Raw genomic sequence first — 25,984 nt, forward strand, 5'->3', positions numbered from 1 at the left:
TAAAATGCGTGTCTTTATCATCTTTGAACAACCGTGAGTTTGATTGATGACGAGTACGCCCAAACCCCTGGTCCTGATCATCCTGGATGGCTTCGGCCACAGCGAAAGCCCCGAATACAACGCCATCTATGCCGCCAACACACCGGTCTATGACCGCCTGCGCGCCAGCCAGCCGCATGGCCTCATTTCCGGCTCAGGCATGGATGTCGGCCTGCCGGACGGGCAGATGGGCAACTCCGAAGTCGGTCACATGAACCTCGGTGCCGGCCGCGTGGTGTATCAGGATTTCACCCGGGTGACCAAAGCCATCCGCGACGGCGAGTTCTTCGAGAACCCGGTACTGACCGGCGCCGTGGACAAGGCAGCCAGTGCCGGCAAGGCTGTGCACATTCTCGGCCTGCTGTCCGATGGCGGCGTACACAGCCACCAGGACCACCTGGTAGCCATGGCCGAACTGGCCGCGCAGCGCGGCGCGCAGAAGATCTACCTGCACGCCTTCCTCGATGGCCGCGACACGCCGCCACGCAGCGCGCAGTCGTCCATCGAACTGCTCGACGCCACCTTCGCCAAGCTGGGCAAGGGCCGCATCGCCAGCCTGATCGGCCGCTATTACGCCATGGACCGTGACAACCGCTGGGACCGTGTCAGCGCCGCCTACAACCTGATCGTCGACAGCGCTGCCGAATACACCGCCGACACCGCCTTGGCCGGCCTGGAAGCGGCCTACGCCCGCGACGAGAGCGACGAGTTCGTCAAGGCCACGCGCATTGGTGAAGCAGTCAAGGTCGAAGACGGCGACGCGGTGATCTTCATGAACTTCCGCGCCGACCGCGCCCGCGAACTGTCGCGCGTGTTCGTCGAAGCCGACTTCAACGAATTTCCGCGTGCCCGCCTGCCAAAACTGGCCGCCTACATCGGCCTGACCCAGTACTCGGCAAAAATCCCGGCCCCCGCCGCCTTCGCCCCGGCCAGTCTGAACAACGTGCTGGGCGAGTACCTGGCGAAAAACGGCAAGACCCAGCTGCGCATCGCCGAGACCGAGAAGTATGCCCATGTCACCTTCTTCTTCTCCGGCGGCCGTGAAGAGCCTTTCGAAGGCGAAGAGCGCATTCTGATCCCGTCGCCGAAGGTCGCCACCTACGACCTGCAGCCGGAAATGAGCGCACCGGAAGTTACCGACCGCATCGTCGAGGCTATCGAGCAACAGCGTTATGACGTGATCGTGGTCAACTACGCCAACGGCGACATGGTCGGCCATACCGGCGTGTTCGAGGCTGCGGTGAAGGCCGTCGAGGCCTTGGATGGCTGCGTCGGGCGTATCGTCGAAGCACTGGACAAGGTCGGCGGCGAAGCGCTGATCACCGCCGACCATGGCAACGTCGAGCAAATGGAAGACGAGTGCACCGGCCAGGCGCACACCGCGCATACCACCGAGCCGGTACCGTTCATCTATGTGGGCAAGCGCAACGTCAAGGTGCGTGACGGCGGCGTGCTGGCCGATGTGGCGCCGACCATGCTGAAGCTGCTGGGGCTGGAAAAGCCGGTGGAAATGACTGGTACCTCGATTCTGGTCGATGCCTGATTCGGTGCCAAAGGGAGCCGCTTTGCGGCCCATTCGCAGCACAAGGCTGCTCCTACAAAGGGCTCATGCAATGCCTGTAGGAGCAGCCTTGTGCTGCGAATGGGCTGCACAGCAGCCCCAATAACACATGAATTCCAGACAAACGCCCCTCTGCACCCGCAGCGAGGCGTTTTTTTTGCCCGCCCGCGCGGGCATACTAGGCCAGTCTCCATCCTTGGTACGCCAAACCCCATGCTTCGCGCCCTGATCCTCCTAGCCCTGTCTTGCCTGCTCAGCCCGGCCTTTGCCGATGAGCGTGCGCAGACCCAGCAGCAACTGGACGCCACCCGCCAGGACATTGCCGAGCTCAAGAAGACGCTGGGCAAGCTCCAGGAAGAAAAGGCCGGTGTGCAAAAGGACCTCAAAGCCACCGAGACCGATATCGGCAACCTCGAAAAGCAGGTGGAGGCCCTGCAGCAAGAACTAAAAAAGACCGAGGGCGAGCTGGAGCGCCTTGATACCGAGAAAAAAAAACTCCAGAGCGCCCGCGTTGAACAACAGCGACTGATCGCCATCCAGGCCCGTTCGGCCTACCAGAACGGCCGCGAGGAATACCTCAAGCTGCTGCTCAACCAGCAGAACCCCGAGAAGTTTGCCCGCACCCTCACCTACTACGACTACCTGAGCAAGGCGCGCCTGGAGCAACTGCGCACCTTCAACGAGACCCTGCGCCAGCTGGCCAACGTCGAACAGGAAATCGCTACCCAGCAGCAACAGCTGCTGGCCCAGCGCGCCGACCTCGACAGCCGCCGCCAGGCCCTGGAAACCGAGCGTGGCAAGCGCCAGCAGGTGCTGGCCAAGCTCAACAGCGACATGAAGGACCGCGACCAGAAGCTGCAATCGCGCGAGCAGGATCAGGCCGACCTGTCCAAGGTACTCAAGACCATCGAGGAAACCCTCGCCCGCCAGGCCCGCGAGGCCGAAGAAGCGCGCAAGAAGGCCTTGCTGGCCCAGCAGGAAGCGGAAAAGCGCCGCCAGCAGGAAGCCCTCGCTGCCGCTGCCGCTCGCGAACAGGCCCGCGAACCGGTGGAGCCACCGAAAAAGGCCCGCACCACCCTGGGCCCGCTGGTTTCCAGCGACGGCGCGAACTACGGCGGCGCATTTTCTGCCGCACGGGGAAAACTTCCCTGGCCAGTCAATGGTCGATTGCTGGCACGTTTCGGTGATGCCCGCGGCAGCGATGCCCGTGCCAAGTGGGACGGGGTGATGATCAGCGCCAACCCGGGCACTCAGGTACGTGCCGTGCACGGCGGGCGCGTGGTGTTCGCCGACTGGTTGCGCGGTGCCGGGCTTCTGGTCATTCTCGACCATGGCAACGGTTACCTGAGCCTGTACGGCCATAACCAGAGCCTGCTCAAGAGCGCCGGTGATATCGTCAAGGCCGGCGAGGCCATTTCCACCGTTGGCGACAGCGGCGGCCAGGACGCTGCCGGCTTGTACTTCGCCATCCGCCAGCAGGGCCGGCCTACCGACCCTTCGCAGTGGTGCCGGGGCTAGTCAAATTTCTACGGGGTAGCCCACGGGCTGCGCCGATGCTCCCCAGGGAGCGCTTACAGGATCAGGAGTTCGTTCGACATGCTGCACTCGCCTCGTCTCACCCAGCTGGCCCTGTCCATCGCCCTGGCGGTCGGCGCGCCCCTGGCCACTGCCGCGGAGCCGGCCAAGCCGGCCGCAGTACCGGCCACCGAGGTGACCGCCAAGGCGCCACTGCCGCTTGAAGAGCTGCGCACCTTCGCCGAGGTCATGGACCGCATCAAGGCGGCCTATGTGGAGCCGGTGGATGACAAGACCCTGCTGGAAAATGCCATCAAGGGCATGCTCAGCAACCTCGACCCGCACTCGGCCTACCTCGGCCCAGAGGACTTCCAGGAGCTGCAGGAAAGCACCAGCGGCGAGTTCGGCGGGCTGGGCATCGAAGTAGGCCAGGAAGACGGCTTCATCAAGGTGGTCTCGCCGATCGACGACACCCCGGCATCGCGTGCCGGCGTGCAGGCCGGCGACCTGATCGTCAAGATCAACGGCGCCCCGACCCGTGGCCAGACCATGACCGAAGCGGTCGACAAGATGCGTGGCAAGGTGGGCGAGAAAATCACCCTGACCTTGGTGCGTGACGGCGGCACCCCCTTCGACGTGACCCTGGCCCGCGCGGTCATCCAGGTCAAGAGCGTGAAGAGCCAGCTGCTGGAGAACGACTACGGCTACATCCGCATTACCCAGTTCCAGGTCAAGACCGGCGACGAAGTAGGCAAGGCCCTGGCCAAACTGCGCAAGGACAACGGCAAGAAGCTGCGCGGCGTGGTGCTGGACCTGCGCAACAACCCGGGCGGCGTGCTGCAGTCGGCGGTGGAAGTGGCCGACCACTTCCTGACCAAGGGCCTGATCGTCTACACCAAGGGCCGCATCGCCAACTCCGAGCTGCGCTTCTCGGCCGACCCGGCCGACGCCAGCGACGGCGTGCCACTGGTGGTGCTGATCAACGGCGGCAGTGCCTCGGCCTCGGAAATTGTCGCCGGCGCCCTGCAAGACCAGAAACGCGCCGTGCTGATGGGCACCGACAGCTTCGGCAAAGGCTCGGTGCAGACCGTGCTGCCACTGGCCAACGACCGTGCCCTGAAGCTCACCACCGCGCTGTACTTCACCCCCAACGGCCGCTCGATCCAGGCCCAGGGCATCGTCCCCGACATCGAAGTGCGCCCGGCCAAGCTCACCGCCGAAGCCGACACCGACAACTTCAAGGAAGCCGACCTGCAGGGCCACCTGGGCAACGGCAACGGCGGTGCCGACCGCCCGACCGGCAGCGGCAAGCGCAAGGAGCGCCCGCAGGATGACGACTTCCAGCTGAGCCAGGCTCTGAGCCTGCTCAAAGGCCTGAACATCACCAAGGGCGACTGATCCACTCCATGCGTTATCTGCTGTGTCTGCTGTTCTGCCTGATGGCAGGGGTCGCGCAAGCGGCGCCGGCCGGCAAGGCCTACATGAGCATCATCATCGACGACCTCGGCCAGAGCAGCGAGCGCGACAGCCGCACCTTGGCCCTGCCAGGTCCGGTGACCATGGCGATCATGCCCGACACCCCGCATGCCACCGACTTTGCCCGCCAGGCGCACAAGGCTGGCAAGACGGTGATCCTGCACATGCCCATGGACCCGGCCACCGGCCCTTACGCCTGGCACCCCGGCACGCCTCTGCCGGAGCTGGCCCGGCGCCTGGACGCCGCCCTGGCGCAGGTGCCGGGCGCAGTCGGCATCAACAACCACATGGGCAGCCGCATGACCGCCGAACCCGAAGCAATGGCGATGCTGATGGCTGACCTGCAACGCAGGCACCTGTTCTTTGTCGACAGCCGCACCAGCGCTGCCACGGTAGCCGCATTCCAGGCTCAGGCCCAGGGCCTGGCACAGGTATCCCGCGATGTATTTCTGGACAACGTACGTACGGTCGAGGCCATCGGCAGCGAATTGCAGCACGGGGTCGAACTGGCTCGCAAACAAGGCTCAGCCGTGCTGATCGGCCACCCTTATCCGCAAACCCTCGAAGTGCTCGAACGCGAACTGCCCCGGCTGAAGCGCCAGGGCGTAGAGCTGATCGGCCTGGAACAGATGATTGCCGAGCGGGGCAATCAGACGATGCCTGCACATATCAGGCACCACCCCACTGCCCCCGTTGGCCGGCTCAACGGAAAGGAATGATTCCTCGGGCCTCGGCCAGCGTAAGTCTTCCCCTGTGCACCCGCTGGCCCGCAGCTGCAGCGGCCTGGCTACTCAAACTGCGCTGCTTCCAAGTCTTGAGGTGACCCACCGTGAAATTATCAGCGTTAGCGTCCAGCGAGGGTAAATGGAAGTGTGCAGCCCAGAGGCTCAGCTTGCTCGGTAGACGCCGGATCCGGTATTCGTCAAAAGCGCTGCCATCCTGCATGGTGCGCCGCTCCACATATTCGACCTGTATCAGGCGCTTTCCGTGGAGATACTGCAAACCTTCGGCCGACGGATACTTGGTGTCGGTATAGAGCGTGGTCATCTGAAATGTTTTATCCGCCTCCAACTTGTCCAGATCCACTTCCAGCGTCCTGATCAGCTTGTCGTTTCCTCCGGCATCACGCACCACACTGAGTGCCTGATTCAGCTTTTCCAGATGCTGATCGAACAACTGCTTGAGCAACGCCCCTTTGATGTCGTGCTTGACATAGTCCTTGGCCTGCTCCCTGACTGCATCGCTCTCGTCCAGAAGCGCCTGTACCCACATGGGCAGGTCAGTTGGAGCGGCTTCGTCCGACAATGAAGGGCGCTTGCTTTCACGCTGTCGCCATTCCCCATCCACCAGGTCGAAGGTTGCCAGTACTTCTTCACTGAACGTCTCCCGCACTTCAACGATCTGGCTTTCGTCTATCGTCCTTTCCACCCCGATCATCAACTGCCCAGCAAGGTTGCGCACCACTCGCTGCTCTTCGGTAGACACCTTGTAGGGCCTGCGCTTTTGCGCGACCGTTCCACCCTCCTGCTCCGAGATCGCGGCAACCAGCCGCTGTCCTGCATCTTCCTTCAGTTGCTTTACATGGTTGCGATACCGCTCGAGCATCACGGGTTCGATCAGTTCGCCACCTTCACGGAGAATGCGGGCACTGTTGAGTAATGCGGCAGAGTACTCATCCCATGCCTCTTGCAGGATCACGATGCGGTCGTCTGCCGTCAGATTGGCGAAGTCAAGCTCCCCATGAGTCTCTGCGGCATTGCGCAAGGCCGTGCTGACCAGTTCGTCACGGTAGCGGGCGACTGTCTGGAGGCCGCCGGGAGCATTGAGGTGCAAGGCCAGGTCTGCCAGGTTCTGCACCTGATGGAAGCGCATCTGCACGGTCGAAAACGGTCTTTCGTCGATCAGATGCCCCACTGTGCGATGGTCACCAGGGGGGTTGGAAGGTATGACAAGCTCAACCGGCGACTCGGCCAGCAAATTGTCCAGGTGCACTCGTATGGCGAGCATGCGGTCCTGATACTCCACCACCTGCTCCAGCTTGATACGAAACGCAGCATATTGTTCGCCGACTTCAGCCAATGGCTTACCATCAATAGCCCGTTGCAGCGCGGCAAGTTGCGGATAGTCCGTAAGGCTCCAGAGCTCGTTGTAAACGAAGACACAATCGCGAATCAGCTCTGTGCGAGCATTCTCTTCATGCTTGGCAACAGGCTTATCCAACCCATCTTTTTGGCGTTGCCCGGCATATTTGGGTTCCGCCATCGTGATCAACAGCTTTAGCTGTTCGTCTTCCTTGCCAATGGCCTCTTCAAGCAGCGAAACGATTTGCTCACGCTGCTGGGCGATACTTTCCCGCGCATCCATCGCTCGTTGTTCATACTGCGCGGTCAGTGACCGGAGAGCTGTCGTATCGGTACCTGCCGGGGCCGAATTCACATCCTCCTGCGCCTTTGCCTTCAACGCGTCCATTTTGACGAGGCTCTGGTGCAAAGCCATCATCTGCTGACTCGCTGCCTGAACCGTCGACTTCAACTTCGGGATTTCCGCATCCAACTGGACGACGCGGTCGTAAAGTTTCTTGAATCGGACCGATACCGAAGTTCTGGGGCTGGGAGCCCCTCCTGCAAGGCGCAATTTCGTATCCACCCGCCAAGCCCCGTCGACAAATGCCAACCAGGGCCCGTAACCGCCAGTCGCATCGACTACCCGAACTCCCTCAGCCAGCAACTCCACGCTATAGAGGTCACCAGCCATGGCCGCGTAGTAGTTCTTATCGATCTGGTACAGGCCTTCACCATCGCCCGCTGTCAAAGGCTTCAACCCATTGACAGAGACGCTGGAGCGCATGGCTTGCAACCTTTGCCGCTGTTGCGCGGGCAGCCAGTTGAACCCATGCTGGCCGCGCCAGGAAAAGTCCAGCACCTGGCTGCCCAGTTCGCCCAGCGTGCCTTCCGGTTCTTCACGCGCCTCGATAGCTAGTTCGGCAAACGCGCCGTTTTGCCGGTCAGGTCCTTCGAACAGTGAAACATCAGGCAGCCGCCTTGTGGGCACTGTCTCCTGCTTCGGTTGATGGGCATGCAGCAGCGTCATCCCGAGGTTGAGCAACAAGTCGGCCACTGCAGCAGACCGATCGAACTCACCACCCTGCTCCAACGCGGTCAAGTCGTTTTGCAGCGAAGCCAGAAACTGTACCAACCAGGCCACAGACGCGACCGGACCGCGTATCGCCTGAGTCACCACATCGAACAACAGCCAGGCGCCTTCGCACAGGAGCTGCCAGCGGCTCTCGGCGTCAGATACCGATTCCAGCCCTGCCAGCTCGACCAGCAGATCTCGATTGGCCTGGTAGATTTTCTCGTCAACCTTGTTGCGCCACAGCTTCAGGTCGAGCATCGCCGGCTCCGGCTTGGCCGGGAGCGTATAAGGGTCGATACCAATACTCACAATGTGCGGCTCGCTGAAACCACCCTCTGCATATACGTCGCGCGCGGTCGGGTCGATCCAGTCAAGAATGCTCTCTTGGAAGAGAGCCGACTCACGAATATGTGCAAGCAAGGCCTCAAGGCTTGCGTACTCGCGAACCGTGTCCTGTCGATATAGCGGGCGGTACACCAGAACCTTTGCCGGCTCGGCGCAGAACAGCAAGTACATGCCGCGCACAGTGTCTTTCTTGCGCGAATGGCGGCTGCGCCTGAAAGCCAAGGGGATCAGTGACATGCGCGGAACCAAGGGGTCCTGATGACCTGCGCAAAAATCGACCACGCACTGTAAACCCACCTCGGAGACTTTAGCGTCGAGCCTGGCCGAAATGGCGCTGGAAAGAAACGCGCTTCGCCACTCCCTGCCCAAAAGCTCGACGCGCTCGGCACGCATGGCCTGATCATCCAACTGTCCGGCAACATAGGCCGGGTAGCGGCCACCAATGTCTACCTGGGTGACCAATCGCTTCGCTGCATCGGCATTCAGCCACTTCGGAAGCTTGATGCTCTTCTGATGGCGGACCTGCTTGATGTACGCGCCCTTGAGCGAAGCAAGGTTACCAATGGCGAATTCGGTAAGCGACTTGGTGCCCACGAACGCCAGTGGCTCGCCACCGCCGGCTCCAGTCGCAGCGCCACCAGGCACACCCCGGGCGATGTACAGGTCAAGAAGCACCTGATCTGGAGAAATTTCGTCCCCGTGCTCGCTTTTTATCTGCTCGGTCAGTTGCTGCGCGGTATACGCCGTCAATGACTGGATGCCGTCCAGCACCGAAACACCTCCGGCATCCAGTTGGTCGAGGGAGAGTTGCAACAACGCGGCGCGACAGGCAAAGCTGTCCTGCGGGGCGCTGGCCCTGAGCCCCGGCGGGGCTACGGTGGCTGGCGTGTCGTCTTCGTAGCGCACGAACCAGGCCGCCGGGTCGCTCAGCTCGGCAAAACGTTGCTCCAGCGAAGCCACATCCGCCAAGCCACTGAAGCGCATCTGGTCGAAAGCCAGGAACATGGACTCAAGCAACAGCGAAACCTGTTGGGCAAAGACGTTGCCCTCGACCGGCTGACGCGTCCACGACAGGCTTTGGAAGCTGTAGTGCCGCGCCAGTTCGTTGCGCAGCGCGTTACCGAAATCGATCAACGAGGCGAAGCTGCGCGTGATACCGGACGGGGCGCACCAGAGCACCACTTGCCGCTCATCGTAATCGGCAGTGACCAGCAGGTGACTGAGCATCTGGTCGTATTGAATCGACCCACAAGTCAGGCTGGCTTTGACGAAATAGACCGAGGGCTGGGCAGCGCCACCGCGGATCAACCCGCGGATGCAGGCCTGCTCCTGAACATCCAGCCCTTGCAGTGGCAGGCCGCGCAAAAGCGTAGTCTTGAGCAGTAATTGCAGCCACTGGTCACGGCTCACTCCCGCACTGCCCTTGTCACTCCAGTACTTGAGCTGTGCCTCGCAGAACAGCCGTGGCAACCGTTGCACCAGTTCGTCGAGTGCATCGGACAGGCCGCTCAGTTGACGGGTGTCGAACGCGCTGTCCGAGCCAGGAAAACGGTATGAGGAGGTCAATGCAAGATTGTGATGCCGCTCACCGACAGGCTCGATGTCCAGCGGCTGTGCTTCGAGCAATGCCTGGAGCACACGGTCGACCAGCGGTTGCGTGGTCCAGTAAGGCGTGCTGGGGTCGGGACTATCCAGCATGAGAGGGTCGGCGTTGGACAGCGCCGGCTTCACAAAGGCAAGCCAGGACAGCTTCTCCTGCAGCACGGTCCACAGCTGCTCGCTGGTCACCTGCCGCAATGTTGGCCGACCACTGAACTGACTGGCTGCAGCGTACTGAAAATCGAATGTGGGAATAACGGAACGTTTCATAAAGCATGCCTCCGGAAGAAAACCGGCAGGCTGAAGCAAACTTGTCCGTTACCCGGGCTAATTATTGCTTGCCCATGAAAAAGGCCCTGCGTCCTGCAGGGCCTCCTCACCGCTCAAGAATCAGCTGTACACACGCCCCAGCAACTGGCGGTGGCTTTCGAACTGGTCCAGCACATCACGCACGATCTGCTCCGGCGCAAAGCCCATCAGGTCGTACTCCTGGCTGCCATCGTGCAGGTATACCTCGGCGCGGTAGAAGCGCTGGCGCACCTCCGGCTCACCTTCCACCGGCGCTTCGCTCGGCGCGGCCAGGTAGCCATCCAGGCTCACTTCATAGACGAACGGGTTGCCCTCTTCCATCATCACCCGCAGGCCCATCATGTTGCGCGACTGGCCAACCCGGGTTTCCACCTCGAAGCCCAGGGTCTGCAACTGCGCGGCAGCTTCTTTCAGCGCCGGGCTGACCTGCTTGTCCATGAAGCGCTGTACAACGGCCTGGGTCGGCTGCAGCTCCAGCTGGGTCAGGCGCTCGCTGAAGCCACGACGGCCACGTGCGGCCAGCTCGGCACGCTCCTGCTCCACCGCCACGTCCTGCTTCATGGCCTTGTACAGGCCGAACATGAACAGCACCAGCACCACCGAGAACGGCAGACCCGCCAGCACCACCATGGTCTGCATGGCTTCGAAGTTACCGGCGAACAGTAGGCCGATGGTGACCAGGGTGATGACCACCGACCAGAACACCACCATCCAGTGCGGGGCGTCTTCGTCGACCTTGCCACCTTTGCACGACAGGTTGGCCATCATCACCGCGCCGGAGTCGGCCGGGGTGAGGAACAGCACGAAGCCGACGAACACCGCTACACCGATCACGATCTTGGCCGCCGGGAAGTATTCCAGCAGCTGGTAGATCGACATCGACGGCTGTTCAAGGGCGGTCTTGCCCAGTTCCACGGCGCCTTGGTTGATCACCAGGTCCAGCGCGGTGTTGCCGAAGATCGACAGCCAGGCCAGGGTGAAGCCCAGCGGGATCAGCAACACGCCGCTGACCAGCTGGCGCACGGTGCGACCCTTGGAGATACGGGCAATGAACATGCCGACGAACGGGCCCCAGGAAATCCACCAGGCCCAGTAGAACACGGTCCACAGGCCCAGCCAGCGTTCGGACTTGCCAGCTTCGCCTTCATATACGTAGAGGTCGAAGGTTTTCAGCACGATGCCGTTGAGGTAGTCACCGATGTTCTGCACGAAGCCGTTAAGCAAGTGCAGGGTTTCGCCGCCCAGCAGGACGAAGATCAGCAAGCCGCTGAACAGCACGATGTTGAGGTTGGACAGGCGGCGAATGCCGTTTTCCACACCCGAGACCGCCGCCACGGTGGCGACGCCGGCCATGACCAGGATCACCACCAGCAGGTTGGTCTTGCTGTGATCCATGCCGAACAGGTATTCCAGCCCGGAGGCCACCTGCATCGAGCCGATGCCCAGGTTGGTCACCAGGCCCAGCAGGGTTACGAACATGCCGAAGATGTCCACGGCATTGCCCGCAGCACCCTTGACCCAACGCTCACCGACCAGCGGGTACAGCGCCGAGCGCAGGGCCAGTGGCTGATTGTGGCGGTAGGCGAAGTAACCCACGGCCAAGCCGACCAGGGCGTAGATCGCCCAGCCGTGCAAACCCCAGTGCAGGAAGGTCAGCTGCAGGCCCTGACGCGCTGCGTCGAGGCTGGCAGAAGTGCCTTCCGGTGGGTTGAAGTAGTGGTCCAGCGGCTCGGAGGCGCCGAAGTACAACAGCGAAATGCCGATACCGGAGGAGAACAGCATGCCGGCCCAGGCGCCATAGCTGAAGTCGGGCTGGTCATCCTTGCCGCCAAGCTTGAGCTTGCCGTAGTCGGAGAAGGCCAGGTAGATGACGAACAGCAGGTAACCGCCGATCACCAGCATGTAATACCAGCCGAAGGTGCGCGTCAGCCATTTCTGGGCCACGCCCAGCACTTGGCCGGCGGTTTCGGGTACAGCGATAAGCAAGGCAGTCAAAACGAGAATCATCAGCGCGGAGGTGAAGAACACCACGCGGTTGACCCGTACCCTCTCGGCCGGAGGGTTGGTAAGTGAGGCAGAACTCATTGCACGAATGCTCCGGGCAGTGCGGCTGTGGAGGCTAATCAGTCTTTCCCGAGCAATTGGTGGAATATCCCCACTGCATCAGGTGTTATAAAAGCACCCTTGGAAACCGTGATCCCGAATCGATACGTTGCAAAAAACAGACAGGTGGCCTGCTGCAAATGCCACGCCTCAGCTGAGGTGCGCGCATTGGTCACAGATCACCCCGCCCGCTCCAAGGGCCCGCCGCAGGGTCCATGACCGCACGGCAGAATCTGCATTTCGCATCGCTCATGCCCGTCAACGCCTTGTATTCAGGGGGTTACGCGATTTCCTGGGGTGTCAATCCGTGCCTTCTCGACCGCCTTAAAAACTGTCAATGGCACAAATTGTCGCAGAGCTTATTCTTTATTGATTGAACGTTCAATCAAAACAAAATAGACTGGCCTTCGCCGAGTCAGCCGCCCGTCGTCTGCTCGCAGGCCTGAGGAGAACGCAAGATGCCCAAGGTCGGTATGCAACCCATCCGCCGCCAGCAGTTGATCGAAGCCACGTTGCAGGCGGTCGATCAGGTCGGACTGGGTGACGCCAGCATTGCGCTGATTGCCCGTTTGGCCGGTGTGTCGAACGGCATCATCAGTCACTACTTTCGGGACAAGAACGGCCTGATAGCAGCGACGATGGGTTACATCATGAACATGCTCAACGAAGGTGTTAGAGCACGTCGCCAGGCCCTGACGGACGACAGCCCGCGCGCCCACCTGAAAGTGATCATCGAGGGCAACTTCGATGCCAGCCAGGTAAACGGCCCGGCGATGAAAACCTGGTTGGCCTTCTGGGCTTCCAGCATGCACCAGCCCGATTTGCACAGGTTGCAGCGGATCAACGACCACCGCTTGTATTCCAACCTGTGCTGCCAGTTCCGCCGCGCGCTGCCGCTCTACCATGCGCGCAAGGCAGCCCGCGGCCTGGCAGCTTTGATCGACGGCTTGTGGCTGCGTGGCGCCCTGTCGGGTGATGCATTCGACACCGACCAGGCGATACGGATTGCTTACGAATACATGGATCTACAACTGGCTAAACAGCACACCCTGGGTACAAACGACCAGGCCGCTGAACAACCGCGCACGGCCCTTGCCAACCCAGCAGGAGCGTGACGCGCAAGCCAAACCACACACTGCACTTGCGAGGACACTATGGCCCGTTTCGGAACGCAAAAACTCTACATTGATGGCGCTTACGTCGACGCTGGCAGCGATGCCACCTTCGAAGCCATCAACCCGGCTACCGGCGAAGTCCTCGCCCACGTGCAACGTGCCACCGAGGCTGACGTCGAGAAGGCCGTCGAAAGCGCCGAGCGAGGCCAGAAGGTCTGGGCCGCGATGACCGCCATGCAGCGTTCGCGCATCCTGCGCCGCGCCGTCGAGATCCTGCGCGAGCGCAACGACGAGCTGGCCATGCTGGAAACTCTGGACACCGGCAAGTCGTACTCGGAAACCCGCTACGTCGACATCGTCACCGGCGCCGACGTGCTGGAGTATTACGCTGGCCTGGTTCCGGCCATCGAAGGCGAGCAGATCCCGCTGCGTGAATCGTCCTTCGTCTACACCCGCCGCGAGCCGCTGGGCGTGACCGCCGGTATCGGTGCCTGGAACTACCCGATCCAGATCGCCCTGTGGAAATCCGCCCCGGCCCTGGCCGCCGGCAACGCGATGATCTTCAAGCCGTCGGAAGTCACCTCGCTGACCACCCTGAAGCTGGCCGAGATCTACACCGAAGCCGGCTTGCCGAACGGCGTGTTCAACGTCCTGACCGGCAGCGGCCGTGAAGTCGGCACCTGGCTGACCGAACACCCACGCATCGAAAAAGTCTCCTTCACCGGCGGCACCACCACCGGCAAGAAGGTTATGGCCAGCGCCTCGAGCTCGTCGCTCAAGGAAGTCACCATGGAGCTGGGCGGCAAGTCGCCACTGATCATCTGCGCCGACGCCGACCTGGACAAGGCCGCCGACATCGCCATGATGGCCAACTTCTACAGCTCGGGCCAGGTTTGCACCAACGGCACCCGCGTGTTCATCCCGGCTGATATGAAAGCTGCCTTCGAGGCCAAGATCGTCGAGCGCGTTGCCCGCATCCGCGCTGGCAACCCGGAAGACGAAAACACCAACTTCGGCCCGCTGGTCAGCTTCCAGCACATGGAAAGCGTGCTTGGCTACATCGCCAAGGGCAAGGAAGAAGGCGCACGCGTGCTGTGCGGTGGCGAGCGTCTGACCGCCGGTGATTTCGCCAAGGGTGCATTCGTGGCCCCGACCGTGTTCACCGACTGCACCGACGACATGACCATCGTCAAGGAAGAGATCTTCGGCCCGGTGATGAGCATCCTCACCTACGAAACCGAAGAAGAAGTCATCCGTCGCGCCAACGACACCGAGTACGGCCTGGCCGCCGGTGTCTGCACCAACGACATCACCCGCGCTCACCGCATCATCCACAAGCTGGAAGCCGGTATCTGCTGGATCAACGCCTGGGGCGAATCGCCGGCCGAAATGCCGGTCGGTGGCTACAAGCAGTCGGGCGTCGGCCGTGAGAACGGCGTCAGCTCGCTGGCTCAATACACCCGCATCAAGTCGGTCCAGGTCGAGCTGGGCGGCTACAACTCGGTCTTCTAAGGCCCTGTCCAGCCACGCCCGTGCCTCAGCGCACGGGCGTTCCTGCTCCCTGAACACCGCCAACACGAGGGTACTTTCATGTCCCAAGAATTCGATTACATCATCGTCGGTGCCGGTTCGGCCGGTAACACCCTGGCGACCCGCCTGACCGAAGACGCAGGCGTCACCGTATTGCTGCTGGAAGCCGGTGGCCCCGACTACCGCTTCGACTTCCGCACCCAGATGCCAGCAGCCCTGGCCTTCCCACTGCAGGGCCGCCGCTACAACTGGGCCTACGAGACCGATCCGGAGCCGTACATGGACGGCCGCCGCATGGAATGCGGTCGCGGCAAAGGCCTGGGTGGCTCGTCGCTGATCAACGGCATGTGCTACATCCGCGGTAATGCCCTGGACTTCGATGGCTGGGCAGAACTGCCAGGCCTGGAAGACTGGACCTATCTGGACTGCCTGCCGTACTTCCGCAAGGCCGAAACCCGCGACATCGGCCCGAACGACTACCACGGTGGCGAAGGCCCGGTCAGCGTGACCACGCCGAAAGCCGGCAACAACCCGCTGTTCCACGCCATGGTCGAAGCCGGCGTGCAGGCCGGTTACCCGCGCACCGAAGACCTGAATGGCTACCAGCAGGAAGGCTTCGGCCCGATGGACCGTACGGTGACCAAGAACGGCCGCCGCTCCAGCACCGCCCGTGGCTATCTGGACCAGGCCAAGAAGCGCCCGAACCTGACCATCGTCACCCACGCCCTGACTGACCGCGTGCTGTTCGACGGCAAGCGCGCCATCGGCGTGACCTACCTGGTCGGTGACAGCGAAGAGCGCGTTGAAGCCCGTGCCCGCAAGGAAGTCATCGTCAGCTCCGGCGCCATCGCTTCGCCGCAGCTGTTGCAGCGCTCCGGCGTTGGTCCGCGCGCCCTGCTGGAAAGCCTCGACATCCCGGTGGTGCACGATCTGCCAGGCGTTGGCGAAAACCTGCAGGACCACCTGGAGCTGTACCTGCAGTACGCCTGCACCCAGCCGGTGTCGCTGTACCCGTCGTTGCTGTGGTGGAACCAGCCGGCCATCGGTGCCGAGTGGATGTTCAACGGCACCGGCATCGGCGCCAGCAACCAGTTCGAGGCCGGTGGTTTCATTCGTACCCGCCCTGAATTCAAATGGCCGAACATTCAATACCACTTCCTGCCAGTGGCCATTAACTACAACGGCTCCAATGGCGTGAAGGAACACGGCTTCCAGGCACACATGGGTTCCATGCGCTCGCCTGCCCGCGGCCGCATCCAGGCCAAGTCGAAGGACCCGCGCCAACACCCGAGCATTCTGTTCAACTACATGTCCACCGAGCAGGACTGGCAGGAATTCCGTGACGGCATCCGCCTGACCCGTGAAATCATGGCCCAGCCGGCACTGGACCCGTACCGTGGCCGTGAGATCAGCCCCGGCGCGCACGTGCAGACCGATGAAGAGCTGGACAAGTTCATCCGTGAGCACGCCGAAACCGCCTTCCACCCGTCCTGCTCGTGCAAGATGGGCACCGACGACATGGCGGTGGTCGACGGCGAAGGCCGCGTGCATGGCATGAAGGGCCTGCGTGTGGTCGATGCGTCGATCATGCCGCTGATCATCACCGGTAACCTCAACGCCACCACGATCATGATCGCCGAGAAAATCTCGGACAAGATCCGTGGCCGCAAGCCGCTGCCGCGCAGCACTGCCAAGTACTACGTGGCGGGCGATGCACCGGTGAAGGGCAAGCCGATGCGTGAAATCAAGCAGGCGTAAACTGCACCGGCCCTTTCGCGGGCATGCCCGCTCCCACAGGACTCTCACAGAACTTGAGATTTGTGATTCACCTGTGGGAGCGGGCGCGCCCGCGAAGAGGCCCACCCAGGCAACACCCGAAAAGGCACCCACCGCGGTGCCTTTTTTTCATCTGCAGAAACGCTTTACAGCCTGCCAATTCATCAGGTTAGAATCATTTGGCACGCGACCTGCTAGCGTCATGCTATCAAGTCCCCTCCCCCGCGGTCCCCGGAGTACCTGCCTTTGGATGCAAGCACCATCAACAGCCTGTTCCTGATCGGCGCATTGCTGGTGGGCGCAAGTATCCTGGTCAGTTCGCTGTCGTCGCGCCTGGGCATCCCTATCCTGGTCATCATCCTTGCGGTCGGCATGATCGCCGGCGTCGATGGTGGCGGCATCATCTTCAACAACTATCCGACCGCCTACCTGGTGGGCAACCTGGCTCTGGCCGTGATCCTGCTCGACGGTGGCCTGCGCACACGGGTGGCGAGCTTCCGCGTGGCGCTGTGGCCGGCGCTGTCGCTGGCCACCATCGGCGTAATGATCACCACCGCCCTCACGGGCCTGGTCGCCGCCTGGCTGTTCGACCTGAGCCTGATCCAGGGCCTGCTCATCGGCGCCATCGTCGGTTCCACCGACGCTGCGGCGGTGTTCTCGCTGCTCGGCGGCAAAGGCCTGAACGAGCGGGTCACGGCCACCCTGGAGATCGAGTCGGGTAGCAACGACCCGATGGCAGTTTTCCTCACCGTCACCCTGATCGACATGATCGCCAGCGGCCAGACCGGCCTGCACTGGAGCCTGCTCACCCACCTGCTGCGCGAATTCGGCATCGGCGGGCTGGTGGGCCTGGGCGGCGGCTGGCTGATGCTGCAACTGGTCAACCGCATCAAGCTGGCTGGCGGCCTGTACCCAATCCTGGTGATCGCTGGCGGCCTGGTGGTGTTCTCGCTGACCAACGCCCTGCATGGCAGCGGATTCCTTGCCGTGTACCTGTGCGGCCTGGTGCTGGGCAACAAGCCCATCCGCAGCCGCCACGGCATCCTGCACATGCTCGACGGCATGGCGTGGCTGGCGCAGATCGGCATGTTCCTGGTGCTGGGGCTGCTGGTTACGCCCCATGACCTGCTGCCCATCGCCCTGCCGGCGCTGGGCCTGGCGCTGTGGATGATCCTGGTAGCGCGCCCGCTGTCGGTGGTCGCCAGCCTGTTGCCGTTCAAGGCCTTCCACGGCCGTGAAAAGGCCTTCATTTCCTGGGTCGGCCTGCGCGGTGCGGTACCGATCATCCTCGCGGTGTTCCCGCTGATGGCCGGCCTGCCGGACGCCCAGCTGTTCTTCAACCTGGCCTTCTTCATCGTGCTGGTGTCGCTGCTGGTGCAAGGCACCAGCCTGCCGTGGATGGCCAAGCTGCTGAAAGTGACGGTACCGCCAGACCCGGCGCCGATCTCCCGTTCGGCGCTGGAAGTGCACATCACCAGCGAGTGGGAAATGTTCGTCTACCGCCTGGGTGCCGAAAAATGGTGCATCGGCGCCGCCCTGCGCGAGCTGAAGATGCCCGAAGGCACGCGAATCGCCGCGCTGTTCCGGGGCGAGCAACTGCTGCACCCGTCCGGCAGTACGGTACTGGAAGTAGGCGACATGCTCTGTGTGATCGGCCACGAGCACAACCTGCCGGCCCTGGGCAAGCTGTTCAGCCAGGCGCCACAACGTGGCCTCGACCTGCGTTTCTTCGGCGACTTCGTGCTCGAAGGCGATGCCGAACTGGGTGCGGTGGCAGCGTTGTACGGTCTGAAACTCGACGGCCTGGACGCGAAAATGCCACTGGCCCAGTTCATCCGACAGAAGGTCGGAGGCGCTCCAGTAGTAGGTGACCAGGTCGAATGGCATGGCACGATCTGGACCGTGGCCACCATGGACGGGAACAAGATTCAGAAAGTAGGCGTCAGATTCCCCGAAGGAACGCGACCCGGACCAGGATTGTTCCTCTAAACTTCGTTTCTGCCGGATCCACAAGTAGTCTGCCTATGTCCCTGCGCGTGTACCTCCGCACAGCCCTGTTCGGGCTGTGCCTGTCTCTCTCTTTTGCAGCCACGGCAGCAGAAGCCCCGACCACCGCCAGCATCCAGAACAGCCTCGACAAGATCGCCGAGCGCAAACTGCCCGAGGCCGAGCAGAAAGCCCTGCAGCAGGTGCTGGAGCAAACCCTCAGCCTGCTCGCCAGCAAGGAAGACAATGAGAAGAAACTCGCCGCGCTGAAGCAGGAGCTGACCGGCGCGCCGAAAGAAACCAGCGACAGCCAGCGCGAACTGGCCAGGCTCAAGGAAACCAAGCCACAGCCGGTAGCCCAGCGTTATGCCGCCCTTTCCGTGCCGCAACTGGAGCAGATGCTCAGCGAGCGCAGCACCCTGCAGGGCGAGCTGCAGAAGGCGTTGTCCGAAGCCAACAGCCTGATCATCAACTCGCAGACCCGCCCGGAACGCGCCCAGGCCGAAATCAGCAACAGCCAGGCGCGCACCCAGCAGATCAACAGCATCCTCAAGACCGGCAAGGACGCCGGCAAACCGATCAACACCGACCAGCGCAACCAGTTGAATGCCGAACTGGCCTCGCTCAACGCGCTGACCCTGCTGCGCCGCCAGGAGCTGGCCGGCAACAGCCTACTGCAAGATCTGGGCAACGCCCGCCACGACCTGCTGATCGAACGGGCCGCGCGCCTGGAGCAGGAAATTCAGGACCTGCAGACCCTGATCAACGACAAGCGCCTGGCCCAGTCCCAGGAAGCGGTCACCCAGCAATCGATCGAGGCCCAGAAAGCCGGCGGCAGCAGCCTGCTGGCCACCGAAAGTGCGGTCAACCTCAAGCTTTCCGACTACCTGCTGAAAAGTACCGACCGCCTCAACGAACTGACCCAGCAGAACCTGCGCACCAAGCAGCAACTGGACAGCCTGACCCAAGCCGACCAGGCGCTGGACGAGCAGATCAACGTGCTCAAGGGCAGCCTGCTGCTGTCGAAGATCCTCTACAAGCAGAAGCAGACCCTGCCGCACCTGAAGGTCGATCGCGACCTGGCCGACCAGATCGCTGACACCCGCCTGTACCAGTTCGAGGTCAACCAGCAACGCGAGCAGATGAGCAGCCCGGTCACCTACGTCGACAAGCTGCTGGCTGCCCAACCACAGGAAGATGTGACACCACAGCTGCGCAAGGCCCTGCTGGAAGTGGCGATTACCCGCAGCGACCTGCTGGAGCGGCTGAACCGCGAGTTGTCGGCACTGCTCAACGAATCGATCACCCTGCAGCTCAACCAGAAGCAGCTGCTGGGCACCGCCCAGAGCCTGCGCACCACCCTCGACGAGCAAATGTTCTGGATCCCCAGCAACAAGCCGCTGGACTGGGACTGGCTGCGCTATGTGCCGGAACGCCTGGCCGACCAGGTGGCCAACTTGCCGTGGGGCTCGGGCCTGAAGGAGCTGGGCGACGGCCTGAGCCAGCGCCCGTTGCTGTTCCTGCCGCTGCTGCTGGTGATCGGCGCCCTGCTGTGGCGGCGCAAATACCTGTACCAACGGCTGGGCAAGGTGCACCAGGACATCGGCCACTTCCGCCGTGACAGCCAGTGGCACACGCCCCAGGCGATCCTCATCAACATCCTGCTGGCAATGCCCGTCAGCCTGGGCCTGGCCCTGTGCAGCTACGCCCTGCAGATCGACGCCCGCGGGCAGAACGCCAACCTTGGTGCAGCCCTCTGGCAACTGGCCCAGGCCTGGCTGGTGTTCTACACCGCCTACCGCATCCTCGCCCCGGGCGGAGTGGCGGAAATCCACTTCCGCTGGCACAAGCCGCAGGTCGAGTTCCTGCGCGGCTGGGTGCGCCGCCTGGGCACCGTGGTGCTGGCACTGGTCGGTGTGGTGGCGGTGGCCGAGCATCAGCCTTCGGCGCTGGCCGATGATGTGTTGGGTATCGGCGTGGTACTGACCTGCTACGCACTGATGGCCTGGCTGCTCAGCCGCCTGCTGCTCAGCAGCCCGGCGCACCGCGATACCTCGCTGTTCCGCAAGGCCGTGGGTGTGGCCTTCACCGCCCTGCCCATCGCCCTGTTCGTGGCCGTGTGCTTCGGCTACTACTACACCGCGCTGAAACTTACCGACCGGCTGATCTATACCTTGTACCTGCTGCTGTTCTGGCTGGTGATCGAAGCCGCGTTCGTACGTGGCCTGTCGGTGGCGGCACGGCGCCTGGCCTACCAGCGCGCGCTGAGCAAGCGGGCGGCGGCCAAGGAAGGGCTGGATGGCGAAGTCATCACCGAAGAACCAGCGCTGGACATCGAACAGGTCAACCAGCAGTCACTGCGCCTGATCCGCCTGGCCCTGCTTGGCGGCTTCATCGCGGGCCTGTACTGGGTGTGGTCGGACCTGATCTCGGTGTTCGCCTACCTCAACAACTTCGTCCTCTACGAATACACCAGCGGCACCGGCGCCGCCGCCAGCATGGTGCCGATCAGCCTCGGCGACCTGCTGGGCGCACTGGTAATCGTCGGCATCACCTTTGCCCTGGCCGGCAACTTGCCGGGCCTGCTGGAAGTGCTGGTGCTGTCACGCCTGAACCTGGCCCAGGGCAGTGCCTACGCCACCACCACGCTGTTGTCGTACACCATCGTCGGTATCGGTATCGTCAGCACCCTGTCGACCCTGGGTGTCAGCTGGGACAAGCTGCAATGGCTGGTGGCCGCGCTGTCGGTGGGCCTGGGCTTCGGTATGCAGGAGATCTTCGCCAACTTCATCTCCGGCATCATGATCCTGTTCGAGCGCCCGGTACGGATTGGCGACACCATCACCATCGGCAACCTGTCGGGCACGGTGAGCAAGATCCGCATCCGCGCCACCACCATCACCGACTTCGACCGCAAGGACATCATCGTCCCCAACAAGACCTTCATCACCGGCCAGCTGATCAACTGGTCGCTGACCGACACGGTCACCCGGGTAACGCTGAAGCTGGGCATCGACTATGGCTCCGACCTGGACCTGGTCCGCGACCTGCTGCTCAAGGGGGCCCACGAAAACCCACGCGTGCTCAAGGACCCGGAGCCGATCGTGTACTTCCTCAACTTCGGCGAGAGCTCACTGGACCACGAGCTGCGCATGCACGTACGCGACCTGGGCGACCGCAACCCGACGCTGGACGAGATCAACCGCTACATCAACCGCGAGTTCAAGGCGCACAACATCAAGATCTCGGTGCGCCAGGTCGAGGTGTTTCTGATGGATCCGAAGGGCGGCAAACAGCAGCTGATTCCGGTGGAGCAGCCGAAACCGGATGGCACTCACCCTGTGTGAGTGGACTCCATAGAGCATGAACGCCCAGAATGCCTGCGAGGGCTTCGCCCTCGATCGCCGGCAAGCCAGCTCCCACAGTGACCGTGCCGCACCCAAGCCCTGCACATCCCCTGTGGGAGCTGGCTTGCCGGCGATGGGCCGCAAAGCGGCCCCCTAGGTACCGACTTCCAGGAGCAGCCCGTGAAAGCCCTAGACCAACTCACCTTCGACAATCGCTTCGCCCGCCTGGGCGACGCGTTCTCCACCCAGGTCCTGCCCGAACCCATCGCAGACCCACGCCTGGTGGTAGCGAGCGAGTCGGCCATGGCGCTGCTCGACCTCGACCCAGCCCAGGCAGAGCTGCCGGTTTTCGCCGAGCTGTTCAGCGGCCACAAGCTATGGGAAGAGGCCGACCCGCGGGCGATGGTCTATTCCGGCCATCAGTTCGGCTCCTACAACCCACGCCTGGGTGATGGCCGCGGCCTGCTGCTGGCCGAAGTGCTGAATGACCAGGGCGAGCACTGGGACCTGCACCTCAAGGGTGCCGGCCAGACGCCCTACTCACGCATGGGCGACGGCCGCGCCGTGCTGCGTTCCTCGATCCGCGAGTTCCTCGCCTCCGAGGCCCTGCACGCCCTGGGCATTCCCAGCAGCCGGGCACTGTGCGTGATCGGCTCGAGCACCCCGGTTTGGCGCGAAACCCGCGAAAGTGCGGCAATGCTCACCCGCCTGGCGCAAAGCCATGTGCGCTTCGGGCATTTCGAATACTTCTACTACACCAGGCAACCAGAACAGCAGCGGGTGCTGATCGACCATGTGCTGGAGCAGCACTATCCGGAATGCCGCGACGCCGAACAGCCCTACCTGGCCATGTTCCGCACCATCGTCGAACGCAATGCCGAACTGATCGCCCGCTGGCAAGCCTATGGTTTCTGCCACGGGGTAATGAACACCGACAACATGTCGATCCTCGGCATCACCTTCGACTTCGGCCCGTATGCCTTCCTCGACGACTTCGACGCCAACTTCATCTGCAACCACTCCGACGACCGTGGCCGCTACAGCTACGCCAACCAGGTACCGATCGCCCACTGGAACCTCAGTGCGCTGGCCCAGGCGCTGACCACGGTGATCGAAGTCGAACCGCTCAAGGAGGCGCTGGGCCTGTTCCTGCCGCTGTACCAGGCACACTACCTGGACCTGATGCGCCGCCGCCTGGGCCTGACCACCGCGGAAGAGGACGACATGGCGTTGGTCGAGCGCCTGTTGCAGCGCATGCAGAGCGGTGGTGTGGACTACAACCTGTTCTTCCGCAAGCTGGGCGATCAGCCCGTGGCCGAGGCGCTGAAGGTGGTGCGTGACGACTTCATCGACCTGGCCGGTTTCGATGCCTGGGGGGCGGACTACCTGGCCCGTTGCGAGCGCGAAGCGGATAATGTCGAAGGACGGCGTGAGCGCATGCATGCGGTGAACCCGCTGTATGTGCTGCGCAACTACCTGGCACAGAAAGCCATCGAAGCGGCCGAAGCGGGGGATTACAGTGAAGTGCGACGGCTGCATCAGGTGTTGAGCAAACCGTTCGAGGAGCAGGCCGGGATGCAGGGCTATGCCGAACGCCCGCCGGAATGGGGCAAGCACCTGGAAATCAGCTGCTCATCATGAATCCTGGGACCGCTGCGCGGCCCATCGCGACACAAGGCCGCTCCTACAAGGGTACGCGGACTCCTGTAGGAGCGGCCTTGTGTCGCGATGGGCTGCAAAGCAGCCCCAAAAACCTCAAGGAAACGACATGTCCGAACCACTGGTAATCCCCTGCCCCCACTGCAACGGCCTCAACCGCCTGCCCGCCGAGCGCCTGGGCGACGCGCCGAAATGCGGCCGCTGCAAACAGGACGTGCTGCTGAGCACTCCCTTCGAACTCACCGAAGCCAGCTACGCCAACCAGATCAAAGGCGACCTGCCACTGCTGGTCGACATCTGGGCCGACTGGTGCGGACCGTGTAAATCCTTCGCCCCCACCTTCGAACAGGCCGCCCGCCAACTGGCCGGCCGCTGCCGCCTGGCCAAGCTCGACAGCGAAGCCAACCGCAACCTGGCCGGGCAACTGGGCATCCGCTCTATCCCAAGCCTGCTGCTGTTCAAGAATGGCCGTGAAGTCAGCCGTCAGGCCGGGGCGTTTCCACTCCAGTCGTTGCTGGAGTGGTTGCGTAGCCAGGGGGTTTAAGCGTTCTCTTCTAGTAGCGAATGCAACTCGACAAACTGCTGGGTCAGCTTGTGCCTGGGCTCCAGGTGAATCAGCGGAAGGCTGGCATGGTGCGACTCACGCATCTTCACCGAGCTGCCCAGGTACACCGGTAGCACCGGGAGCCCTTCGGCCAGCAGCTCGTCGAGCATCTGCTGTGGCAGGCTGGCACGGGACTGGAACTGGTTGACCACGATGCCTTCGACCACCAGGTCTTCGTTGTGGTCGTCCTTGAGCTCTTCGATCTCAGCCAGCAGGCCATACAGTGCCTGGCGCGAGAAGCTGTCGCAGTCGAAAGGAATCAGCACGCGATCGGCGGCGATCAGTGCGGAAACCGCATAGAAGTTCAGCGCTGGCGGTGTATCGATGTAAATGCGCTCGTAGTCCTCGTCCAGTTCGTCGAGCAACTTACGCAGCTTGTTGATCTTGTGCTTCGCCTCAAGCTTCGGCTGCAGATCGGCCAGCTCGGCCGTGGCGGTGACCACGTGCAAGTTGTCGAACGGGGTTTCGTAGATATCGACCTGGTTCTTCTTGCTGAACGGCCCGCTGGACAGGCTTTGCTTGAAGAAGTCGGCGATGCCCATGGGGATATCGTCGCCGGTCAGGCCAGTCAGGTACTGGGTCGAGTTGGCCTGGGCATCCAGGTCGATCAGCAGGGTCCGATAACCTTCGCTGGCGCTCACAGCCGCCAGGTTGCAAGCGATGCTCGACTTGCCCACACCACCTTTCTGATTGAACACCACGCGCCGCATGATTGACCTCCGTGTATCAACGAATGCCCGAGTATGTGGCGCCGCTGCGGCAATGACCAGTGCCATTTGCCCGGAACAACAGCCTTGTGCTGCCTGCCCTGGCCCTATCGCCGGCAAGCCGGCTCCCACACCGACCGCATAAGCCTCAAGCCATGTGCGTCCCTTGTGGGAGCTGGCTTGCCGGCGATGGGGCCCGATCAGGCAACTACACTGCCCCCGCCAACCACCTGCCCCGTGAGCAACTCGGCAAATGCCCGTGCCATCGCCGACCCACCATGCTCGCGCTGCACCAGCCACACCGCCGACATCGCCCCTTCATCCAGCAGCGTGCGATAAACCACCCCCTCGATGCGCATCCGCTGGAACGACGCCGGCAGAACCGACACCCCAAGCCCTGCCGATACCAGCCCGATGATGGTCATCGCCTCCCCCGCCTCCTGGGCAAAATGCGGGCTGAAACCCGCCTGGCGCGCCAGGCTCAGCAACTGTGCGTGCAACCCGCTGCCATAGCTGCGCGGGAAGAACACGAACGGCTCATGGGCCAGCGCGGCCATGTGCAGGCCATGTTCCGTGCCTTCGGCCAATGGATGCGAGGCATTGATCACTGCCACCAGCGGCTCGCGAAACAACTCGGTGGCCACCAGCCCTTCCGGCAGCGGCATCGGCCGCATCAGCCCGACCTCGATGGACTCGTCGAACACCCCTTCTGCGACGTCGCGACTGCTCATTTCCTTGAGGTTCAGGTGTACCGCCGGGAAACGCTTGCGGAAGGCGTGGATGGCCTTGGGTATCTTCGAAGTAAACGGTGCCGAGGAGGTAAAGCCGATCTTCATCTCCCCCAGCTCCCCCAACTGCGCACGCCGGGCGACATCGGCGGCCTTTTCCACCTGCGCCAGCACCTGGCGGGCTTCCTCGAGGAACAACCGCCCCGCCTCGCTCAGCTCGACCCGACGGTTGGTACGCTCGAACAGCCGGGCCCCCAGCTCCTGCTCCAGCGCCTGGATCTGCTGACTCAAGGGTGGCTGCGAAATGCCCAGCTGCTGGGCAGCGCGGCCAAAATGCAGCTCTTCGGCCACGGCGATGAAGTAACGCAGATGGCGCAGTTCCATGATCAGCTCCAAACAGGTCGTATAACGTCTCAAATAGGTCGAACAATATATTGGATCTAATCATTA

General features: G+C 62.6%; 15 protein-coding genes. 11 read left to right on the forward strand and 4 right to left on the reverse strand.

The window, feature by feature from the left end:
* The first annotated feature begins 46 nt into the window (after positions 1 to 46).
* From gpmI to ACK56M_RS27390, 4 genes are all read left to right on the forward strand, one after another.
* The gene (gene gpmI, locus ACK56M_RS27375; protein WP_054572194.1) at positions 47 to 1,582 is read left to right on the forward strand and encodes a 2,3-bisphosphoglycerate-independent phosphoglycerate mutase; all 1,536 of its coding nucleotides are present in this window, start codon (positions 47 to 49) and stop codon (positions 1,580 to 1,582) included.
* 231 nt (positions 1,583 to 1,813) lie between these two features.
* Positions 1,814 to 3,118: a murein hydrolase activator EnvC family protein gene (locus ACK56M_RS27380; RefSeq protein WP_015272119.1), complete on the forward strand. Its 1,305-nt coding sequence runs from the start codon at positions 1,814 to 1,816 to the stop codon at positions 3,116 to 3,118.
* Between the two features lie 78 nt (positions 3,119 to 3,196).
* The gene (locus tag ACK56M_RS27385; protein ID WP_015272120.1) at positions 3,197 to 4,513 is read left to right on the forward strand and encodes a S41 family peptidase; all 1,317 of its coding nucleotides are present in this window, start codon (positions 3,197 to 3,199) and stop codon (positions 4,511 to 4,513) included.
* An 8-nt stretch (positions 4,514 to 4,521) separates the two neighbouring features.
* Entirely contained in the window at positions 4,522 to 5,310 is a 789-nt protein-coding gene (locus ACK56M_RS27390; protein WP_100412789.1) for a divergent polysaccharide deacetylase family protein, read from the forward strand.
* Here the strand turns inward: ACK56M_RS27390 and ACK56M_RS27395 are convergent.
* Together ACK56M_RS27395 and ACK56M_RS27400 are read right to left on the reverse strand one after the other, a co-directional pair.
* The gene (locus ACK56M_RS27395; RefSeq protein ID WP_217189986.1) at positions 5,294 to 9,940 is read right to left on the reverse strand and encodes a dermonecrotic toxin domain-containing protein; all 4,647 of its coding nucleotides are present in this window, start codon (positions 9,938 to 9,940) and stop codon (positions 5,294 to 5,296) included. The two genes, ACK56M_RS27390 and ACK56M_RS27395, sit on opposite strands and share 17 nt — an antisense overlap.
* Before the next feature lie 120 nt (positions 9,941 to 10,060).
* Complete coding sequence (locus ACK56M_RS27400; protein ID WP_223998156.1) at positions 10,061 to 12,007, reverse strand: BCCT family transporter; 1,947 nt, start codon at positions 12,005 to 12,007, stop codon at positions 10,061 to 10,063.
* Between the two features lie 533 nt (positions 12,008 to 12,540).
* On the opposite strand from ACK56M_RS27400, the gene betI reads away from it, so the two are divergent.
* From betI to trxC, 7 genes are all read left to right on the forward strand, one after another.
* Positions 12,541 to 13,197 carry a transcriptional regulator BetI gene (betI, locus tag ACK56M_RS27405; RefSeq protein ID WP_003259891.1) on the forward strand — a complete coding sequence of 219 codons (657 nt, stop codon included), beginning with the start codon at positions 12,541 to 12,543 and terminating at the stop codon, positions 13,195 to 13,197.
* A gap of 39 nt (positions 13,198 to 13,236) precedes the next feature.
* Positions 13,237 to 14,709, forward strand: a complete 1,473-nt coding sequence (gene betB / locus ACK56M_RS27410) for a betaine-aldehyde dehydrogenase (RefSeq protein ID WP_015272124.1) — start codon at positions 13,237 to 13,239, stop codon at positions 14,707 to 14,709.
* A gap of 78 nt (positions 14,710 to 14,787) precedes the next feature.
* Entirely contained in the window at positions 14,788 to 16,485 is a 1,698-nt protein-coding gene (betA, locus tag ACK56M_RS27415; protein ID WP_015272125.1) for a choline dehydrogenase, read from the forward strand.
* 264 nt (positions 16,486 to 16,749) lie between these two features.
* Positions 16,750 to 18,492 carry a potassium/proton antiporter gene (locus ACK56M_RS27420; protein ID WP_013974590.1) on the forward strand — a complete coding sequence of 581 codons (1,743 nt, stop codon included), beginning with the start codon at positions 16,750 to 16,752 and terminating at the stop codon, positions 18,490 to 18,492.
* A gap of 35 nt (positions 18,493 to 18,527) precedes the next feature.
* Positions 18,528 to 21,836: a mechanosensitive channel MscK gene (mscK, locus tag ACK56M_RS27425; protein ID WP_015272126.1), complete on the forward strand. Its 3,309-nt coding sequence runs from the start codon at positions 18,528 to 18,530 to the stop codon at positions 21,834 to 21,836.
* A gap of 180 nt (positions 21,837 to 22,016) precedes the next feature.
* Entirely contained in the window at positions 22,017 to 23,477 is a 1,461-nt protein-coding gene (gene selO / locus ACK56M_RS27430; protein WP_013974592.1) for a protein adenylyltransferase SelO, read from the forward strand.
* A gap of 127 nt (positions 23,478 to 23,604) precedes the next feature.
* On the forward strand, positions 23,605 to 24,039 hold the full coding sequence (gene trxC, locus ACK56M_RS27435) for a thioredoxin TrxC (protein ID WP_015272128.1): 435 nt from the start codon (positions 23,605 to 23,607) through the stop codon (positions 24,037 to 24,039).
* On the opposite strand, the gene ACK56M_RS27440 is transcribed toward trxC, so the two are convergent.
* Together ACK56M_RS27440 and ACK56M_RS27445 are read right to left on the reverse strand one after the other, a co-directional pair.
* On the reverse strand, positions 24,036 to 24,809 hold the full coding sequence (locus ACK56M_RS27440) for a ParA family protein (protein WP_013974594.1): 774 nt from the start codon (positions 24,807 to 24,809) through the stop codon (positions 24,036 to 24,038). The genes trxC and ACK56M_RS27440 overlap by 4 nt on opposite strands.
* A gap of 197 nt (positions 24,810 to 25,006) precedes the next feature.
* Positions 25,007 to 25,918 carry a LysR family transcriptional regulator gene (locus ACK56M_RS27445; protein ID WP_015272129.1) on the reverse strand — a complete coding sequence of 304 codons (912 nt, stop codon included), beginning with the start codon at positions 25,916 to 25,918 and terminating at the stop codon, positions 25,007 to 25,009.
* Positions 25,919 to 25,984 lie beyond the last annotated feature (66 nt).

It is taken from the genome of Pseudomonas sp. s4 (assembly GCF_046764235.1).
In the GTDB taxonomy this organism is placed as follows: domain Bacteria; phylum Pseudomonadota; class Gammaproteobacteria; order Pseudomonadales; family Pseudomonadaceae; genus Aquipseudomonas; species Aquipseudomonas asiatica.